The following is an 18,425-nucleotide window of genomic DNA, read 5'->3' as shown; positions in this document are numbered from 1 at the left end:
GTTTGATTGCCGGAGATGCCAGCACAATGACGAAAAAAGCGCACATTTTGCTGTTAAACGGTCCTAACCTAAACCTGTTAGGTACCCGCGAGCCAGAGAAATATGGCCATACTACGCTGGCTGATATTGTCAAAAAATTAGATAGCGAAACCCAACGTTTAGGCTTTGAGTTTTCACATCTGCAATCAAACGCAGAGCACGAGATCGTTAATAAAATTCATCAGGCTCGTGGCTCAGTAGATTTCATTTTAATCAATCCGGCCGCATTCACCCACACCAGTGTGGCTATTCGTGATGCTCTATTGGCCGTCAATATCCCTTTTATTGAAGTTCACTTGTCTAACGTCCATGCCCGCGAACCATTCAGGCATCACTCATATCTTTCTGATATTGCAGTCGGTGTTATCTGTGGTTTAGGTGCCGACGGCTATGACTTTGCCCTGCAGGCGGCAGCCCGCCGACTGCAATAACGTTTTTATTCAACACAACAAGAGAATACGGAATCACACCTATGGATATTCGTAAGATTAAAAAACTGATCGAACTGGTTGAAGAGTCTGGCATTAACGAGCTAGAAATTTCTGAAGGCGAAGAGTCAGTTCGTATCAGCCGTGGCCCGGTTGCCGGTAGTTACGCTATGCCTATGCAGCAATATGCCATGCCTCAAATGATGGCACCTGCCGCTCAGCCAGCTCCTGCTGCCGTTGCAGCACCGGTTGAAGCAGCGCCTGCTGCTATCAGCGGCCATATCGTGCGCTCCCCAATGGTTGGTACTTTCTACCGTACCCCAAGCCCGGATGCGAAAGCATTCATCGAAGTGGGGCAAACCGTTTCTGCTGGCGATACCCTATGTATCGTTGAAGCAATGAAAATGATGAACCAAATCGAAGCTGATAAATCAGGCGTAGTAAAAGCTATCCTGTTAGAAAGCGGACAGCCGGTAGAATTTGACGAGCCGCTAGTCATCATCGAATAACGAGGCGAGCTATGTCTAAGAAGAAACTGGACAAGATTGAAAAAGTTGTCATCGCGAACCGCGGTGAGATCGCATTACGTATTTTACGTGCCTGTAAAGAGCTGGGAATTAAAACGGTTGCCGTTCACTCCAGCGCAGACCGCGATTTAAAACACGTACTGCTGGCAGACGAAACGGTATGTATCGGGCCTGCTCAATCGGTAAAAAGCTATTTGAACATCCCGGCGTTGATTGCCGCCGCTGAAATTACCGGCGCCGACGCAATCCACCCTGGGTATGGCTTCTTATCTGAAAATGCTGACTTCGCAGAACAGGTTGAACGTTCTGGCTTTATTTTCATCGGACCAAAAGCAGAAACCATCCGCATTATGGGTGACAAAGTTGCTGCAATCCATGCGATGAAAAAAGCTGGCGTACCTTGCGTACCGGGCTCTGATGGCCCGCTTGATGACGATATGGCAAGAAACCGTGAGTTTGCTAAACACATCGGTTATCCGGTTATCATCAAAGCCTCAGGCGGCGGTGGCGGTCGTGGTATGCGCGTTGTACGCAGCGACAAAGATCTGGAAGAGTCCATTATTATGACCCGTGCGGAAGCCAAAGCGGCTTTCAATAACGACATGGTCTATATGGAAAAATTCCTTGAAAACCCACGCCATATCGAAATTCAGATCATGGCCGACGGTCAGGGAAATGCGGTTTATCTGGCTGAACGCGACTGCTCGATGCAACGTCGTCACCAGAAAGTGGTTGAAGAAGCACCGGCACCGGGCATTACTGAGGAGCTTCGTCGTTATATCGGCGAACGCTGTACTAAAGCCTGTATTGAAATCGGTTACCGTGGCGCAGGTACGTTTGAATTTCTATATGAAGACGGCGAGTTCTATTTCATCGAAATGAACACCCGTATTCAGGTAGAGCATCCGGTCACTGAAATGATTACCGGCGTTGATCTGATCAAAGAGCAGCTTCGCGTTGCCGACGGTCAGAAACTGTCTATCAAGCAAAAAGATATTCACGTTCATGGTCACGCTATCGAATGCCGTATTAACGCAGAAGATCCGGATAACTTCCTACCTTCTCCGGGCAAAATCACTCGTTTCCACGCACCGGGCGGTTTTGGCATTCGTTGGGAATCTCATATCTATGCCGGCTACACCGTACCGCCATACTATGATTCAATGATCGGTAAACTGATTGCTTACGGTGAAACCCGTGAAGTTGCCATTTCCCGTATGAAGAATGCGCTGGCCGAGCTGATTATCGACGGTATTAAAACCAACGTAAGTCTGCAAATGCGGATCATGAATGATAGAGGGTTCGAGAAAGGCGGAACCAACATTCATTATCTGGAAAAAATGCTGGGCATTCAGGAAAAGTAATTAGTTACTGGTTCTGATATTGTGAAAAGGTCGATGAAAATCGACCTTTTTTATTATAGGCCTGAACCTGTATATCACAATTGTGGCTGCTTATTTATCTAACGAGGAGCGATCCCGGTGACGTCAAAAAATATCATCTTAAAAAGAAATGCACAGTTCGCCCTGCCTTTGGCTATTATTTTGGCTAATTTGCTATTTTTAATTTATTACAACATTCGATTTTTTGTTGAAAGCGGTGCGTTAGATGAACTCTCATTTATTAGCCAAATTCCCTACTTCATCATTGATTCAACGTTAATATTCCTACTGTTCGCCTCACTGAACCAAGGAAAGGCCTATTTTGCAACGCCCAAAGCTTGGTTTATCAGCGCTATCTTTTTCTTTCTTCAATTAAAAATACCGGGTATAGCATCCGAGTTTATTATTACTAACCTCATTTATCCGACGGTCGAACGTATTAGTGGCTATGAGCACCTATCAGCGCTTATCGCCGTATTTGGCTTTATTTGTTATTACCTGATTTTTATTGCGCTGTTCTTTATATTGAGGATCGCACTGGCACCGGAAGCGCGCACTAACACGATAGAAGCAGAAGAAAATACCACAAAAATTAATGCGTGTTTATATACTGCCCTGATAGCATCACTCTACTGTTGCCTGATTTCATTTCTACCCTATTTTGAGTGGTACTCAATATCCTCATACTTACAGATGCCCTTCCTGATCTTAACCATTATTAACGCCTTTATCTCTTTTAACGTTTATATAAAGATAAGAAATACCCCTCAGTCACGCCTTGAGATTAAGCCTATTTTACTTTCAGGCTTACTCAGCTCTTTTATGTTACTCACCCTCACGGTTGTGGTTAATTTGCTTATCTCTTTTATTGTTTTTATTAATATATTTAATATTTATGCCTCCCTGATGATCTACGCGGCGATGGCTATTATTATTAACCTGTTTATCTTTACCTATATCTCTTATCTAACGCAGAAGTTTGCTATTGGCTATATCTTCGGCACGGCACCGACGGATGAATAAGCGTCTATTGTGACTGTGCGTTAGAAGTAATTTCAAGGTGAAAATCAACGGTAATTAAATAGCTGAATAAAGAATCTTATTCAGCTATTTTGTTGTTATTGATTTAAATTATTGCAACTTTGTTGCGGCCACCCATCATTAACAAAACGGCCGATATTATTGCTAATGCACCTACCAGATAGAATGCCGAATAATATTCCCCAGTTCCCTGAACAATAAAACCGGTAATCATAGGCGCGAACACGCCAGCAAGGTTGGCAAGGAAATGAATAAAGCCGCTGACTGCGCCAACGTTACTGCCTTTCACCGTATCCTGCACAATAGCCCAATAGCAGGAAGTCGTGACATACATGGCAAACATGCCGACAGACATCAGACCGATTGCGCCATAGAGATTAGCGACTAATGCGGAGGCAGTAATACAAATAGCAGCGATAATTAACCCAGTAACGATGACTATTTTGCGTGAAAACAGAAGATTCTTACTAACCTTATAAATATAGTCTGAAATGAATCCACCGGAAATAAGCCCAACGAAACCAAGTAACCAAGGTAATACGTTGGCAATACTCATATCGCGCATATTAAGCCCCCGCGCATCCAGAAGATAGCTCGGGAACCAGGTCATAAAGAAAAATAGAATATAGCTATAGGCAAAAAACGCCAGCGCAGTATAAAGAATAATCGGCTGTTTCAAATAAAAGGAAAGTTTCTCGTTTGGTACGCTAACGTCTTGGGCATCGGGTAACGTCGCGGATGGGAGAGTAGAGCTACCCTCGCTTTCTTTGCTTTCAGAACCTTTTGTCGCCGCAAGCCAAATAACAACCCAGACGAAACCAATCAACATCATGCCGATAAATGTCATTTTCCATCCGAATGCCAGTGCGGAGGCGGCGATGATCGGGGCCGATACGGCACCACCCATCGGATTTCCGGAAAAAGAGACACCCACGGCTCTGGCACGCTCAGTGGCGGGAAACCATTTCACAATGGTTTTGTTGGTTACTGAGCCCATAGGCCCTTCAGCTGCACCAAAGATAACGCGGATAATAAATAACGAAGTAAAGTTGAATGCCGCGCAGGTGAGGCCCGCAAACAGCGACCACAGGCCCATTGCGCCAGCAAATACCCGCCGAGGCCCATATTTATCGGCCAGCCAGCCGCCGACGAAACAAAACACCGCATAGCCAATAGCAAAGCTGCTGAAAATAAGTCCCAATTCAGCCTTGTTAACGTTGAGGTCTGCAGTAATGTAAGGAGCAAGAATAGATAATGCCGCCCGGTCAATATAGTTAATCATTGATGCAATAAAAAGGAGTATAAGTATAAAATACCTGCGATTAGTGTACATTTTTTTCTCCATGATAAAGATATTTCTATTACCAATTGGTTTTAATTCTCTTTTATCAATAATATGGCGTAAATGAGTCCCACATTAGTCATATCTGTCTTTTTGGATATTAATTATTAATTTCTTATTCTATTTCCAATTTTCATACCGTAGCTAAATAATAGCTGAATTCAATATAGAATTTGTGAACCTCCATTTTCGGTTATATGCATTGTATTTGTAGAGATTAAGGATTAGAAAACAAATCGGATACTGACAGCTTGCCTTTATCGTTATCCTTTTCCCCGACATTTTTATAGTTCTCTATGACATGCTAAACCTGCCTAAAATATTATTCATGCGACCGTGGGCCGATAAGATATTGATAGATACTTTCGGCTACCGGAATTCCTTCATTCAGACATTTTTCTTTATATGTCATTTGAGGATCGTTAGGCGCAAGAACCTTATCAACGCCGGGAACGGGCGTTACCGCTCTTAGTTCATCTCTCATATTTTTCATGGCGTTAGAAAATAACGGAGTACCCAATACCTGAGGATCAATCACAATAATGAGGCTCGCCAGTTTTCGCATCTTGTCATAATCACCGTACATGCGAACAATATGGTTGCCAAGATTTGCCCCCATCAACCCCCCAGTCAGGGCGTCAATAGCCAAAGCGATACCCGAACCTTTATGTCCGCCGAAGGGTAATAAATTTTCTATTTTATGAGGATCGGTGGTGATACGCCCCTCTTTGTCTAGCGCCAGACCGTGCCCGATGTGCTGTCCGGTTTCTTTGGCGTGTAAAATCTTGCCAAATGCAACGGCACTGGTCGCCATATCAACAATTATTGGATACTCGTCTTTAACTGGAAAACCAAATGCGATGGGGTTAGTTCCCAAAAACCGTTCGGCTCCGCCGTGTGGGGCAACGCAAGTATCTGTTTGCGTCATAGCGATAGCTATTTTCCCCCGATGAGTAGCCCGTTCAATAAAGTAGGACAATGCCCCACAGTGGGAGGTGTTTTTAACGCCGACAAAGCCTAACCCTACTTCTGTTGCTAGCTTAATCGCGTGATCCGTCGCCGCAATCAGCGCAGAGTGCCCCATTCCATCATCGGAATCCAAAATAGCAACGGAAGGTGAAATCTGTTCAATACTTACATTTGCCTGTGGATTAAGCCCGCCAGCCCGCAGACGCATACAATAGTGCTCCACGCGCATCACCCCATGAGAGTGAACTCCAGTAAGATCGGCGTGAACTAAAACATCCGCTACCTGCTCGGCGGTTTCACTATTCAAGCCAGCATGAGTTAATTTATTAATAACTAACTCTTTTAGCTTATTTTCTTTAACTAATACGATAGACATAAGTATCCCACTATTAAAATTTAATGACGCCTTTAACTAACTCTTTATTTTCTACAACGTTTTCTTTGTATTGATGGCCAAACGTGTAAAAATCGTATTCCTTATTTTTCATCATCATTTCGTTAATAGTCCCCATAGCCATTAACTCAATCACACATTCAAAGTCTTCGCGCGTTGCATTACGGCTACTTAATAAGGTGGTCTCTTTCTTATGGAAAGTAGGATCGTCAATGACTAAATCGCCAATATACAGGCCGACAAATACAATTTTTCCTCCGTGGCGAATAAGGTTGACGGATCTACTCATGGAGGACTTATTACCAGTAGCGTCAAATAGAATGCAGGCTAGTTCACCACTAAAGCACGTTTTTAACGCGTCAATATAATTCTCATCGGATGGATCAAGCGTATCCACTCCAACTTTCTCAGCGATTTGCCGACGGCGTCCTGCATCAATATCTGCCACTACCACATTTGCGCCTTTCGCTCTTGCTATCGCTGCCGCTGCCAGCCCAATAGGTCCGGCACCCACCACCAGCACGTTTTGCATCGGTTTAACTTCTGCGCGGCGTACCGCATGTGCGCTGATGGCAAAACACTCGACCAATGCGCCCGCGCTGTCGGTAAGATTGTCCGGCAGCGCGACCAGATTTTGCTCACGGACGGCCAGGTATTCGGTAAATCCCCCGTCTTGATGAACGCCATACAAAGAAACTTTTTCACAGCAGTTGGTTTTTCCTTCCCGGCAGGCGACACAAACGCCACAAGGGATACAGGGAATAACGCTGTAGCGCTGTCCGACTTTTACGCTTCGGCACGATTTGCCCAGTTTTTCCACCGCGCCACAAATTTCATGGCCAAGAACCCGTGGGTAGGAGAAAAATGGCTGCCGCCCGGCAAAAGCGTGAATATCAGTGCCGCAAATACCCACGGCCCTTATTTTTAATAGCACTTCATCGTCGTTTAAATTGGGCAAATCCCTTTCAACGTATTCGATTTTTTCTGGGCAATGGCAAATAAGTGTTTTCATACGTGACCTTGTAGAAGTAAATGGTTAATTGTGGCGGCTACGCCGTCCGATTCGATATGGGTAAACGCTTGTTGGACGTCGTTTAAAAAATCGGCGTTATCCTTTGCCTGAGTTCCAAAGATGCTACTTATCTGAAGTAATGACAGAGCCTGTTCCCACGGCGAACTGTGGCTTTTAATCAATGAGTAGAATTGATTACCGAGAGGATCGGAAACGCTCTGGCCCTGCGAAACGGCATTAATCACGTAGTGAAGCCAGCCAGCAATCAGCGTTGCCAGAGCGATGCCTCTAATGCCGCGTGCCTGTAGCGTGAAATAGGGGTCTACCGCCCGTTGGGGAAGCTTTTGGGAGCCGTCCATAGCGATTTGACCAGTTTTGTGCTTAATGTTGGGATTGCTAAATCGTTCAATAAGCAACTGCGCGTATTGGTTTACATCCACGGCCAAATTGGGGTTTAGAGATTTGGCCTGCTCTTCAATCATTAAATAATGCACGGCCGCTTTAAATACGGGATCTTCCATGCATTGATAGATAAATTCATACCCGGCAAGGCTACCGTTATAAGCAAGAAACGAATGGCTGCCGTTCAACATACGTAGCTTCATTTCTTCATAGGGAACCACATCGCTGACAAACATTGCACCGGCTCTATCCCAGTCAGGTCGGCCTGCAATAAAGTTGTCTTCTATCGCCCACTGGCGGAAATCTTCGCATACCACGCCGCACGGATCCGCATAGCCCGTTTCGGCTTTAATCACCTCAAACTGTTCAGCCGTCATAGCCGGGACAATGCGATCCACCATGGTATTTGGGAAGGTGACGTTTTGTTCAATCCACAGTGCCAACATAGGATCGAGCTGATTTGCAAACTTAATAATCGCCCCTTTGGTCAGGTGGCCATTTTCTGGAATATTGTCACACGACAGTACGCTAAATGGCCTTAGTTGCCTTTGACGACGTATTCGTAATGCTTCAACGATCAGACCGATAGCGGATTGGGGATGCTGAGAATTGGTAAGATCGTGCGCGATAAGGGGATTGGCAAGATCAAGTTTTCGAGATTGCGGGTCGGTACAGTACCCTTTTTCGGTTATTGTCAAAGAAACAATTTTGACCTGCGGTTCAGTCAGCTTATCTACTGCGGCCTGAATACCGGAGTCCGGCGTGTGTAGCGCTCCGGTTATGGTACGAACCCGGCGGCTATTTGTTGAGCCTGCCGATTTTTCCACTACCGTAAACATACAATTTTGGGCGTTAAGCGCGTCAATAAGCTCAGCACTACCAAACATGTTGATCTCAAAAATCCCCCAACGTTTTCCCGTTATTTCATTGGTCAAATCGTTATAAACAGCCTGATGGCCTCGATGAAAGGCACCAAAACCAATATGCACGATGTTGGTTTCTAATTCGGATTGTGGGTAGGTGGTCTTTAAGCTGTGATTTGCCATTTCCACAAGATTATTTTCCGTTTCCATTAAAGCGTTCTCGGCTACCATTTTGTTTACCAATTTTGCTTAATCAATATACCAAAATCAGTGATCAAGATCGCAAATGGTAAACCTTAATATCGAGAGGATAATAGATACGATCATGGAAATAGCATAACAAACTGATTAACAACGAATTAATTTTTTAATTTATTATGAAATTTTAGAGAAGCATAAAAATGTGACGCCGATTATAAAACACAGACCGATATTGGTATACCATAAAAATCCAACCAGAGTGAAATGAACATTATTTGATTGAATTATAAGCGATATTTAAAAACATCCGAATGCAGCCATTCATTTTTAGATAATAAAAAAAGCAAACAGAGCAAATTTTGGTAAACCAGTTAGCAGCCGTGATTATGAAGTTTTCTCCTATAATTAAATGATAATAATCAGATTATTCAATGCACCGCAGTTAATTTGGTCGGCAGGATTGGTATATCAATTTTGGGTAAAGTGATGAATTAGATAGGCGGCTGAGTCATTTAAGACAACCAGATAATGTGGATCACTATCGTATCGATACCAGCCTGTATAGCAGGCCGGTAGAAGAAGGTCAGAGAATGGTTAGTAGACAGTAAATAATTGGACCAAGAACATCATAAAATTGTAACAAATTGACTAATAAATAAAAAATAGGAGAGAGTAGATAATGAGAACAAAAATTAAAGAGGTTAAGACAAGACTTTTTAAAGTACCTTTAGCGGAAGTGTTGGTTGATGCCAAACACGGCGATCACAGCCACTTTGAACTCGTCACAACGACTATCACGCTGGAAGATGGCTCCAGCGGTACCGGATACACCTATACCGGAGGAAAAGGTGGATATGCTATTAAAGCTATGATCGATCACGATCTTGCTTCTGTTCTGGTCGGAAAAGAAGCCGTTATTGACGATATTTACGACTTTATGGAGTGGCATATTCACTATGTAGGCCGAGGGGGAATAGCCTCATTTGCCATGTCTGCAGTAGATATTGCCCTGTGGGATCTGAAGGGTAAGCATGAAAAATTCCCCCTATGGAAAATGGCCGGCGGGAAAAATAATACCTGTAATGCTTACTGCGGCGGTATCGATCTGGCGTTTCCGCTGGAAAAACTATTACGTAACATCCAAGGTTATTTAGACAGTGGGTTTAATGGTGTAAAAATTAAAATTGGTCGTAAAAATCAGCAAGAAGACATCGAGCGCATTAAGGCGGTACGTGAGCTGGTTGGCCCTGATATTACATTTATGATCGACGCTAACTATTCTCTTTCGGTTGAACAGGCTATTGCATTATCGAAAGCGGTTGAGTCTTGTAATATCACTTGGTTTGAAGAACCTACCATCCCTGATGACTATGATGGTTATGCAAAAATCGCCGAACAAACCTCGATTCCGCTGGCGATGGGAGAAAACCTTCATACTATTCACGAGTTTGGCTACGCGCTGGACAGAGCAAAACTGAAATATATTCAGCCCGATGCTTCTAACTGCGGTGGAATCACTGGCTGGCTGAGGGCGGCAAACCTGTCTACCAATTACGGACTATCCGTGTGTTCTCATGGGATGCAGGAACTGCACGTTAGTTTGGTGTCTGCCTTTGATACTGGCTGGCTGGAGGTACATAGTTTTCCTATCGACCAATATACTAAACGGCCTCTGGTTGTGGAAAACTATCGCGCCGTTGCGCCTGATGATCACGGCACTGGCGTAGAGTTTGATTGGGAAAAATTGAACCCTTATGAGGTTTAATTATGCCTTTTCTGGGCCTGCCATTTGGCAGGTCCAGCTGGCCAGCAAAGAGAAAGACATCGATTTATTACTAGGTAGCAAAGAAAAAGTCGTCAAAATCCTCTAGCGAATCGTCTTGCTGAAATATATTCACTAGTTCATTCTTACTATTTTCTAGGTGGTTCCAGGATGCCTGCCGGGCCTGTTCTACATTACGTTTCTGTAACGCAAGGAAAATATTGCGGTGATCTTCTACCCACCTCATTCTCAATTCAGTTTTGTGCAGATATTTATAGTTTAATTGTTTCCAGCGCGGATTTTCAGTTCTGACGGCTCGCCAAAGTTCGGCAGACTGCTTCATTAAAACCCTGTTCTGGGTAGACTCTGAAATAATATTGTGGAACTGGCAATCCAACTCTTCAAACTTGTCGCTATTGCCCTTAATATGTTTTTCCTGCTGTTCAATAATACGTTTAAGCTCATGCAGTTCATTAAGCCTGATTTGAGTTGCAGCAAAGCCGGTAATATTACTTTCTATCACTTGTCTGGCTTGTAACAGCTCAAAGGGCCCAATATCAGAATAAGGCAACAACGCCTTGTGATTTATGTTTTCTGGGCTATCAATGAAGTAAATACCTGCACCTTGTTTAACTTCTACAACGCCCTTTAGTTCAAGCATGATAATTGCTTCACGGATAATCGTTCGGCTCGTTTTAAAACGCTCACCGAGCTCCCGCTCCGAAGGAAGACGCTCGCCGGCTTTGAAAATGCCGGAATAAAGCAGCTCTTCGATTTGTAGTCCCACGTCATAATAGCGACGTTTAGTTATAATATGTTCCATGCTTAAGCCTATACAAACGCTGTTTGTTTCACTTGCCCATAGTGTAAACAAATCCCGATGTCTATGGTAAGCAATTTTCCTGTAAGTATAATGCCTGTCAGTTTATCTGGCCGATATTATGGCATCGGATTAACTTTAACGGGCTTAATTTCAGTCCATCTTCCTCCTTCATCTCAGCTAAAATAATTCTAGGCAAACGCATTCCTTTCCGTACAATCCTATTCCTAGTTCATTTTCAACCAACGGCGACGAAGAACATGATGGATCCTCGCTTTATCCAAGCCCATAAAGAAGCGCTTTGGGCATTGGGGCTGACCATTGCCTACCTGATAGCCTGGTGTTTGGCTGCCTATCTGCCGGACAATCAGTCAGGAATTACCGGACTACCTCACTGGTTTGAAATGTCCTGCCTGTTGATTCCACTGATATTTATTCTGCTGTGCTGGTTTATGGTGCGTTACGCCTTCCGCGATATTCCACTGGAGGACAACAATGAAGATTGATGTAATTTTGCCTCTGGGGGCTTATCTGGCGTTGGTTTTTGGCCTGTCTATTTACGCCTACACTAAACGTCAGAAAGGAAATTTTCTTAACGACTACTTCCTTGGCGATCGTTCAATGGGTGGATTTATTCTAGCCATGACCCTGACGGCAACCTATATCAGCGCCAGTTCGTTTATCGGTGGTCCCGGAGCTGCCTATAAATATGGCCTTGGTTGGGTGCTACTGGCAATGATTCAACTTCCTGCCGTCTGGCTGTCCCTTGGCATACTGGGTAAAAAGTTTGCCATTCTGGCCCGGCGCTACAACGCCGTCACCCTGAACGATGTGCTGTATGCCCGCTTTAAAAGCAAGCTACTGGTATGGTTTGCCAGCATCAGCTTACTGCTAGCCTTTGTCGGCGCGATGACGGTGCAGTTTATCGGCGGAGCCCGTCTGCTAGAAACCGCAGCCGGTATTCCTTACGATATTGGGCTACTGATTTTCGGCGTAACCATTGCCCTTTACACTTCCTTTGGCGGCTTTCGCGCCAGCGTGCTCAACGATGCCCTGCAGGGTTTAGTGATGCTCGTGGGTGCCATTCTGCTCTTGGTTGCGGTTATCTACGCCGCCGGCGGGCTAGAGAGCGCCGTAGGCAAGCTGCAGCATATCGATCCCAAGCTACTAACGCCTACCGGTGCGGGTGACTTCTTGTCCCTGCCGTTTATGGCTTCGTTCTGGATTCTAGTCTGCTTCGGCGTTATCGGCCTGCCGCATACTGCCGTTCGCTGTATCGCTTACAAAGACAGTAAAGCCGTACACCGTGGAATTATCATTGGCACGATTGTCGTGGCTATCCTGATGTTCAGTATGCACCTTGCAGGGGCTTTGGGGCGGGCGATTTTACCCGATCTAATGATTCCGGATCAGGTTATCCCAACCCTGATGATCACCGTATTACCGCCTTTCGCTGCGGGTATATTCTTAGCCGCACCGCTGGCAGCAATCATGTCGACCATTAACGCACAGCTGTTACAGTCTTCGGCAACGCTGATCAAAGATCTTTATCTCAGCGTTAAACCGGAGCAAATCCGCAATGAGCGGAGGCTGGCTAGAATATCCAGCACCGTCACGCTGGTGCTCGGGCTGCTATTAATCCTTGCCGCATGGCGCCCGCCTGAAATGATTATCTGGTGGAACCTGCTGGCCTTTGGCGGTCTGGAAGCCGTATTCCTATGGCCATTAGTCTTTGGCCTCTATTGGGAACGCGCTAACGCCTGCGGTGCTTTAACCTCAATGGTCTGTGGCGCGGTATGCTATAGCCTACTGGCAACCTTAAATATCCATATGTACGGGCTACATCCGATCGTTCCTTCGCTGCTGTTAGGCGCGGTAAGCTTTCTGCTCGCCAATATGTTTGGCGAACGTTTAGCCGCGAAAGCAGCTCGTACATGATAAATTGATGGGATAACTAGGTTATCCCCCGTAAGAGAATTAGCTATGCCTTGGATACAACTAAAGTTAAATACTACCGGCGCGCAGGCCGAATCTATTGGTGATGCGCTGGTCGAAAGCGGCGCAGTGTCAGTCACCTTTCAGGACACGAACGACGTACCGGTTTTTGAGCCACTGCCGGGAGAAACTCGCCTGTGGGGCGATACCGACGTTATCGGCCTGTACGACGCAGAAACCGATATGAAACAGGTTGTCGCCATGCTGGAATACAATCCGCTGCTCGGTAGCGGTTTTGTGCATAAAATCGAACAGCTGGAAGATAAAGACTGGGAGCGTGAATGGATGGATAACTTCCACCCAATGCGTTTCGGTGAACGTTTGTGGATTTGCCCAAGCTGGCGCGATGTGCCGGATGTCAATGCGGTTAACGTCATGCTCGATCCGGGTCTGGCTTTTGGAACCGGAACCCACCCAACTACCGCGCTGTGCTTACAGTGGCTAGACGGGCTGGATCTGGAAGGCAAAACCGTTATTGATTTTGGCTGTGGCTCCGGCATTTTAGCCATTGCCGCTCTGAAGCTAGGTGCCGCTAAAGCTATCGGCATCGATATCGACCCGCAGGCCATTCAGGCCAGCCGTGATAATGCTCAACGTAACCAAGTCTCAGAGCGTTTAGAGCTTTACCTGTCTAAAGACCAACCGGATAACTTAAAGGCCGACGTAGTGGTTGCCAACATCCTTGCTGGCCCGCTAAGAGAACTGGCGCCGATTATCGGGCAACTGCCAAAAGCCAATGGCCATTTAGGCCTGTCGGGCGTTCTGGCAACGCAGGCTGAAGGCGTAGCGCAAGCCTATCAGGCGCTATTTTTGCTCGATTCGGTTGCCGAAAAAGAAGAATGGTGCCGGATCACCGGCGTCAGAAAGCCTGACTAACCGCTTATCGGCCTAAAATAGAATAAACCGCTGATACCATTTACCCGGCATCAGCGGTTTTTTTATCGACACAATCTTCCCCCTTCTCCTTCCAGCTACCGCCCCAACAACCGCTCAACCAGCCAGATAAACGGCCCGCAAGAGCAGGCATCAAGTACAATATAGCCCCCCACATTTCTAACATAAAAACCAATAAAATATGGTCAAAAAGCGCTCAACAGAGACAACCGACATGAATTATAATAAAAAAATTATCGTTCAGTGAAAACATAACTTATTGTTAAACATGGTGAATAACATCTTGACCATTAACACATATTTCTTTCTTTGATTTTAGTCGTAGATTGTTCAAAGTTTGGCCTTTCATCTGTGCAAAAAAATGCGTAATATACGCGCCCTTGCAGACATATATGGTCTTTCGTTGTCTATGCGCATTGGTAACCTTCAGCTAACAAATCGTTTAATTGCCGCGCCTATGGCGGGAATCACGGACCGTCCGTTCAGAACGCTATGCTATGCGATGGGTGCAGGAATGACCGTTTCGGAGATGCTCTCTTCTAACCCAGAAGTATGGCGAACCGATAAGTCACGATTGCGTATGGTCCACCTTGATGAGCTCGGCATTCGAGCCGTTCAAATCGCCGGATGCGATCCGGAAGATATGGCGGCAGCGGCGCGCATCAATGTAAAAAACGGCGCACAGCTTATTGATATCAATATGGGCTGTCCGGCAAAAAAAGTGAATCGTAAATTGGCAGGTTCAGCACTGTTACAATATCCTGAACTGGTTGGTAGAATTCTTAACGCCGTCGTGAGCGCAGTTGACGTTCCGGTAACCTTAAAGATTCGTACCGGCTGGGATCCAGAAAACCGTAACTGCGTTGAGATTGCCCAACTGGCGGAACGCAGTGGTATTCAGGCCATTACAATACATGGCCGCACTCGTCATTGTTTATTCAACGGTGAAGCAGAATACGACAGCATCCGTGCGGTTAAACAGAATGTAGATATACCGGTTATTGCTAACGGGGATATTACTGACCCGCATAAAGCCAGGGCCGTTTTGGACTACACTGGAGCTGACGCTCTGATGATAGGACGAGCTGCTCAGGGAAGACCGTGGATCTTTCGGGAAATCCAGCATTACCTGGACACAGGGGAGCTGTTATCACCAATGCCGTTGGCAGAAGTGGAACGCTTGTTAAACGAGCATGTGAGAGAATTGCACGACTTTTACGGTCTAGGCAAAGGACTCCGCATCGCACGTAAGCACGTTTCTTGGTATATCCAAGCGCATGCCCCAAATGACCAGTTTCGGCGCACCTTCAACGCGATAGAGGATGCCAGCGAACAGCTGGATGCGTTGGGGGCATATTTTGAAAATTTTGCCTAAACAGATAAAAGAGCTAACAGAAATATGTTCGAACAACGCGTAAATTCTGACGTACTAACAGTCGCCACCGTAAACTCTCAAGACCAAGTTACCCAAAAACCTTTGCGTGATTCGGTTAAACAAGCATTAAAGAACTACTTTGCTCAACTTAACGGTCAGGACGTTAACGATCTATATGAATTGGTATTGGCTGAAGTAGAACAGCCTCTGTTAGACATGGTTATGCAGTACACCCGCGGTAACCAAACTCGCGCAGCAACAATGATGGGTATCAACCGTGGTACGCTGCGCAAGAAACTGAAAAGATACGGCATGAACTGATACTAATCAGTTTGAATGCTTTTAGAAGCGCTGTCGGGCAACCGGTAGCGCTTTTTTATTGATACTCCTCTTTTTCTTCTGCCATCATCCCGAGTCCCGTCACGTCGTATATTAGCCACGCCCAGCGGAATGTATTCTACATAACGATAATATCCCTCGCCGGAAAATGCGTAGCTATATAAGGATTAGATGAAGGCTGGATATAGGGGGGGTAAAGGGGGGGTAAATAGTTCTAATCAGAATCACCGCTATAAGCCCCCCAAAAGAGAGGGGCCTTGCCGATAACAAACGGACTTAAATTGCCCAGCCGCCAACGTAGAACGCAACCAGCGCAATACTTATCAGAACAACGCTGATATTCAGCTTACGCCATTCGCCAGAGCAAACACGGCCGATAACCAGAGAAGCAAAGCCCAGCATAATGCCGGTAACAATATTGCCGGTTAACACGATAAATACCGCACAAATCAGGCCAGACATGGCATCAACAAAATCGTTGAAGTCTAAGCGAGAAACGTTGCTCAGCATCAGTAAACCAACATACATCAGCGCAGGCGCAGTAGCATAGCCCGGAACTAAACTGGCTAGAGGAGACAGAAACAACAGTGACAGGAACAGCACGCCAACCACTAATGCCGTTAAGCCAGTACGACCACCGGCTGCGGTTCCGGCTGCCGATTCAATATATACCGCAGCGGGTGCTGCGCCTACCAGACCAGACAAAATACTGCTGACGGAGTCTGTCGTCAGAGCGCGACCGCCGTTAATAATCTGACCGTCTTTGTCTAACAGGTTAGCCTGCCCGGCTACCGCCCGAATAGTACCGGTGGCATCAAATACCGCGGTCATCACCAGCGCCAAAATGCTCGGCAACACCGTCATTTGTAGGGCACCTTTGATATCCAGACTAAAGATCAGCGATGTCCCATCTTTGGCTACCAGTGTAGGCATTGAAGCCAGACCTTTATAAGTCACTTTGGGGTCAAAAATCAGGCCGAGAACAGAAATACCAACAATCACCAGCAGAATACCGCCGGGTACTTTCAGTTTTTCCAAACCAATAATCACTGCCAGACCGGCAAACGCAATCATCACCGGGAAGGATTTAAAATCACCAAACTGAACCGGCAGACCATCAATAGGGTTTTTAATCACCGCACCAATGCCGCTGGTAGCAATTAACAGTAGGAATAAACCAATGCCAATACCGGTTCCGTGAGCAATACCAATCGGAATATTACGTAAAATCCACGCCCGAATACCGGTTGCTGAGATCAGCGTAAAAAGAACGCCCATCACAAATACTGCACCTAAGACTACCGGTATTGAATGGCCTTGGCCTAGAACCAGACTAAATGCGGTAAACGCCGTTAGCGAAATAGCACAACCCACCGCCATCGGTAGATTAGCCCACACGCCCATTACCATAGAGCCCACGCCAGCGACCAGACAGGTAGCCACAAATACGGTCTCAACCGGAAACCCAGCCTGACCAAGAATATTGGGTACCACAACGATGGAATACACCATCGCTAAAAAGGTAGTTAGCCCGGCTAGTACTTCCTGACGGACATTACTGCCTCGCTCAGAAATTTTAAAATAGCCATCAACGCCACTATTTTGACCTGCAGATTTGCCTTTCTGATCGTCAATGCTCGACATACAACATGTCCTCTGGAAGTAGAATTTCGGGTTTAATTCGCCTAAGCAAACGATTATCTGAGCTTATATACCCTGATTTCAACCTATATTACAGTTTTTGAGGATATTTTTATGACAGAAGGATGAGATTGAGCAGATAACAGGCAGAATTGACCAATCAGACCTCCTACTTTACCGTTTTGGCTTCTTCAGGATTGTTATCCCGTTGGAGTGCCTCTGTACCCGTGGCCCACCCTGCCCCATATTCTAAGCAAGAATTGGAAATCCATTGTCTTAATGGCCACGGTTGCCGAACGGGAAGAGATATAAAGGTCACCACGATGAAATTATATAAACAACGCATTAAAGCTTATCTAATACTTTTATTTATTAAGCAGTAAAATATTATTCCAAAAGAAAAATATTTATTAAATCTGGACGGTTTTAACACAAATGGAGAATGCTAATGGCTATTTTCAACCTGCAAAAGGCGGGACTATCTAGGCAACAATTCTATAACATCATTCATAGGTTAGAGAAAGACCCGCGGTGCTCGCTTGGTCAGCATAGGTTCACCATACCTACGGCCTTACTTTAGCCTGATACCAATTAATGCAAGACTATTTAGGCACTGAAAAGCCACCGCGCAGTGCGGTATACGGTAAATTGAGTGGAGGGATTTAAGCAATATGGCAGTTAAAATCGGGGGTAAAATAGGTGGCAATTAGGACCAAAATGTCAATTGCCAGATCTGACGGTTTTTATTTTCTCTGAATCAAAAATAAAGATCCAGCATTATTCATCATCATTTTGAATTATAGGAATTTTTCCATGCTCAATAAATCACCAACCCATTAAATTATAAATGAATTGTATCAAAATTATTTTTTAGAAATATATTCACACATTAAATAGCTCCATTTCTTAATATTAAAAACCATACAAAATAAATCACACAATATATTATAAATGTTATTATCATCATTTGAATATTTAAATCTTATATTGTCAAAATGG

At 45.2% G+C, this 18,425-nt stretch carries 16 protein-coding genes; 10 read left to right on the top strand and 6 right to left on the bottom strand.

Features of this window, described 5'->3' with window-relative positions; translation table 11 throughout:
- Positions 1-26 precede the first annotated feature (26 nt).
- The 4 genes from aroQ to GVI43_RS04305 all read left to right on the top strand — a co-directional run bounded on the left by aroQ (position 27) and on the right by GVI43_RS04305 (position 3,399).
- Entirely contained in the window at positions 27-470 is a 444-nt protein-coding gene (gene aroQ, locus GVI43_RS04320) for a type II 3-dehydroquinate dehydratase (protein WP_159565525.1), read from the top strand.
- A gap of 41 nt (positions 471-511) precedes the next feature.
- Positions 512-976, top strand: coding sequence for an acetyl-CoA carboxylase biotin carboxyl carrier protein (gene accB, locus GVI43_RS04315; protein ID WP_159565524.1), 465 nt, complete (start codon positions 512-514; stop codon positions 974-976).
- Between the two features lie 11 nt (positions 977-987).
- Complete coding sequence (gene accC, locus GVI43_RS04310; RefSeq protein ID WP_159565523.1) at positions 988-2,358, top strand: acetyl-CoA carboxylase biotin carboxylase subunit; 1,371 nt, start codon at positions 988-990, stop codon at positions 2,356-2,358.
- 117 nt (positions 2,359-2,475) lie between these two features.
- On the top strand, positions 2,476-3,399 hold the full coding sequence (locus tag GVI43_RS04305) for a hypothetical protein (protein ID WP_159565522.1): 924 nt from the start codon (positions 2,476-2,478) through the stop codon (positions 3,397-3,399).
- A gap of 103 nt (positions 3,400-3,502) precedes the next feature.
- On the opposite strand, the gene GVI43_RS04300 is transcribed toward GVI43_RS04305, so the two are convergent.
- The 4 genes from GVI43_RS04300 to GVI43_RS04285 form a co-directional block, all read right to left on the bottom strand.
- Positions 3,503-4,750 carry an MFS transporter gene (locus GVI43_RS04300; RefSeq protein ID WP_159565521.1) on the bottom strand — a complete coding sequence of 416 codons (1,248 nt, stop codon included), beginning with the start codon at positions 4,748-4,750 and terminating at the stop codon, positions 3,503-3,505.
- 331 nt (positions 4,751-5,081) lie between these two features.
- Complete coding sequence (locus GVI43_RS04295; RefSeq protein ID WP_159565520.1) at positions 5,082-6,104, bottom strand: Ldh family oxidoreductase; 1,023 nt, start codon at positions 6,102-6,104, stop codon at positions 5,082-5,084.
- Positions 6,105-6,117: 13 nt separating this feature from the next.
- Positions 6,118-7,134 carry a zinc-binding alcohol dehydrogenase family protein gene (locus GVI43_RS04290; RefSeq protein WP_159565519.1) on the bottom strand — a complete coding sequence of 339 codons (1,017 nt, stop codon included), beginning with the start codon at positions 7,132-7,134 and terminating at the stop codon, positions 6,118-6,120.
- Positions 7,131-8,609 (bottom strand): mannitol dehydrogenase family protein, encoded by a 1,479-nt coding sequence (locus GVI43_RS04285; protein WP_159565518.1) that lies wholly within the window; start codon positions 8,607-8,609, stop codon positions 7,131-7,133. Before GVI43_RS04285 ends, GVI43_RS04290 begins: the two co-directional genes overlap by 4 nt.
- A 670-nt stretch (positions 8,610-9,279) precedes the next feature.
- Here GVI43_RS04285 and GVI43_RS04280 point away from each other — a divergent pair.
- Positions 9,280-10,365, top strand: coding sequence for a mandelate racemase/muconate lactonizing enzyme family protein (locus GVI43_RS04280; RefSeq protein ID WP_159565517.1), 1,086 nt, complete (start codon positions 9,280-9,282; stop codon positions 10,363-10,365).
- 70 nt (positions 10,366-10,435) lie between these two features.
- Here GVI43_RS04280 and GVI43_RS04275 read toward each other — a convergent pair whose 3' ends face one another.
- On the bottom strand, positions 10,436-11,185 hold the full coding sequence (locus GVI43_RS04275) for an FCD domain-containing protein (RefSeq protein ID WP_425482120.1): 750 nt from the start codon (positions 11,183-11,185) through the stop codon (positions 10,436-10,438).
- A 260-nt stretch (positions 11,186-11,445) separates the two neighbouring features.
- Here GVI43_RS04275 and GVI43_RS04270 point away from each other — a divergent pair, with 260 nt between their 5' ends.
- The 5 genes from GVI43_RS04270 to fis all read left to right on the top strand — a co-directional run bounded on the left by GVI43_RS04270 (position 11,446) and on the right by fis (position 15,767).
- On the top strand, positions 11,446-11,688 hold the full coding sequence (locus tag GVI43_RS04270; RefSeq protein ID WP_159565864.1) for a YhdT family protein: 243 nt from the start codon (positions 11,446-11,448) through the stop codon (positions 11,686-11,688).
- Positions 11,678-13,120, top strand: coding sequence for a sodium/pantothenate symporter (gene panF / locus GVI43_RS04265; RefSeq protein WP_159565515.1), 1,443 nt, complete (start codon positions 11,678-11,680; stop codon positions 13,118-13,120). The genes GVI43_RS04270 and panF overlap by 11 nt, the downstream gene beginning before the upstream one ends.
- Positions 13,121-13,165: 45 nt before the next feature.
- Entirely contained in the window at positions 13,166-14,053 is an 888-nt protein-coding gene (gene prmA, locus GVI43_RS04260) for a 50S ribosomal protein L11 methyltransferase (protein WP_159565514.1), read from the top strand.
- 427 nt (positions 14,054-14,480) lie between these two features.
- Positions 14,481-15,446, top strand: coding sequence for a tRNA dihydrouridine synthase DusB (gene dusB, locus GVI43_RS04255; RefSeq protein WP_159565863.1), 966 nt, complete (start codon positions 14,481-14,483; stop codon positions 15,444-15,446).
- Between the two features lie 24 nt (positions 15,447-15,470).
- Positions 15,471-15,767 carry a DNA-binding transcriptional regulator Fis gene (gene fis, locus GVI43_RS04250; RefSeq protein WP_159565513.1) on the top strand — a complete coding sequence of 99 codons (297 nt, stop codon included), beginning with the start codon at positions 15,471-15,473 and terminating at the stop codon, positions 15,765-15,767.
- Between the two features lie 294 nt (positions 15,768-16,061).
- On the opposite strand, the gene GVI43_RS04245 is transcribed toward fis, so the two are convergent.
- A complete protein-coding gene (locus GVI43_RS04245) occupies positions 16,062-17,429 on the bottom strand; it encodes an NCS2 family permease (protein ID WP_159565512.1) in 1,368 nt (455 codons plus the stop codon).
- Positions 17,430-18,425 lie beyond the last annotated feature (996 nt).

It is taken from the genome of Budvicia diplopodorum (assembly GCF_009800925.1).
GTDB classification, from domain to species: domain Bacteria; phylum Pseudomonadota; class Gammaproteobacteria; order Enterobacterales; family Enterobacteriaceae; genus Budvicia; species Budvicia diplopodorum.
Note: the sequence above shows the minus strand (reverse complement) of the source record. Positions and strands in the feature narration are given on the sequence as shown.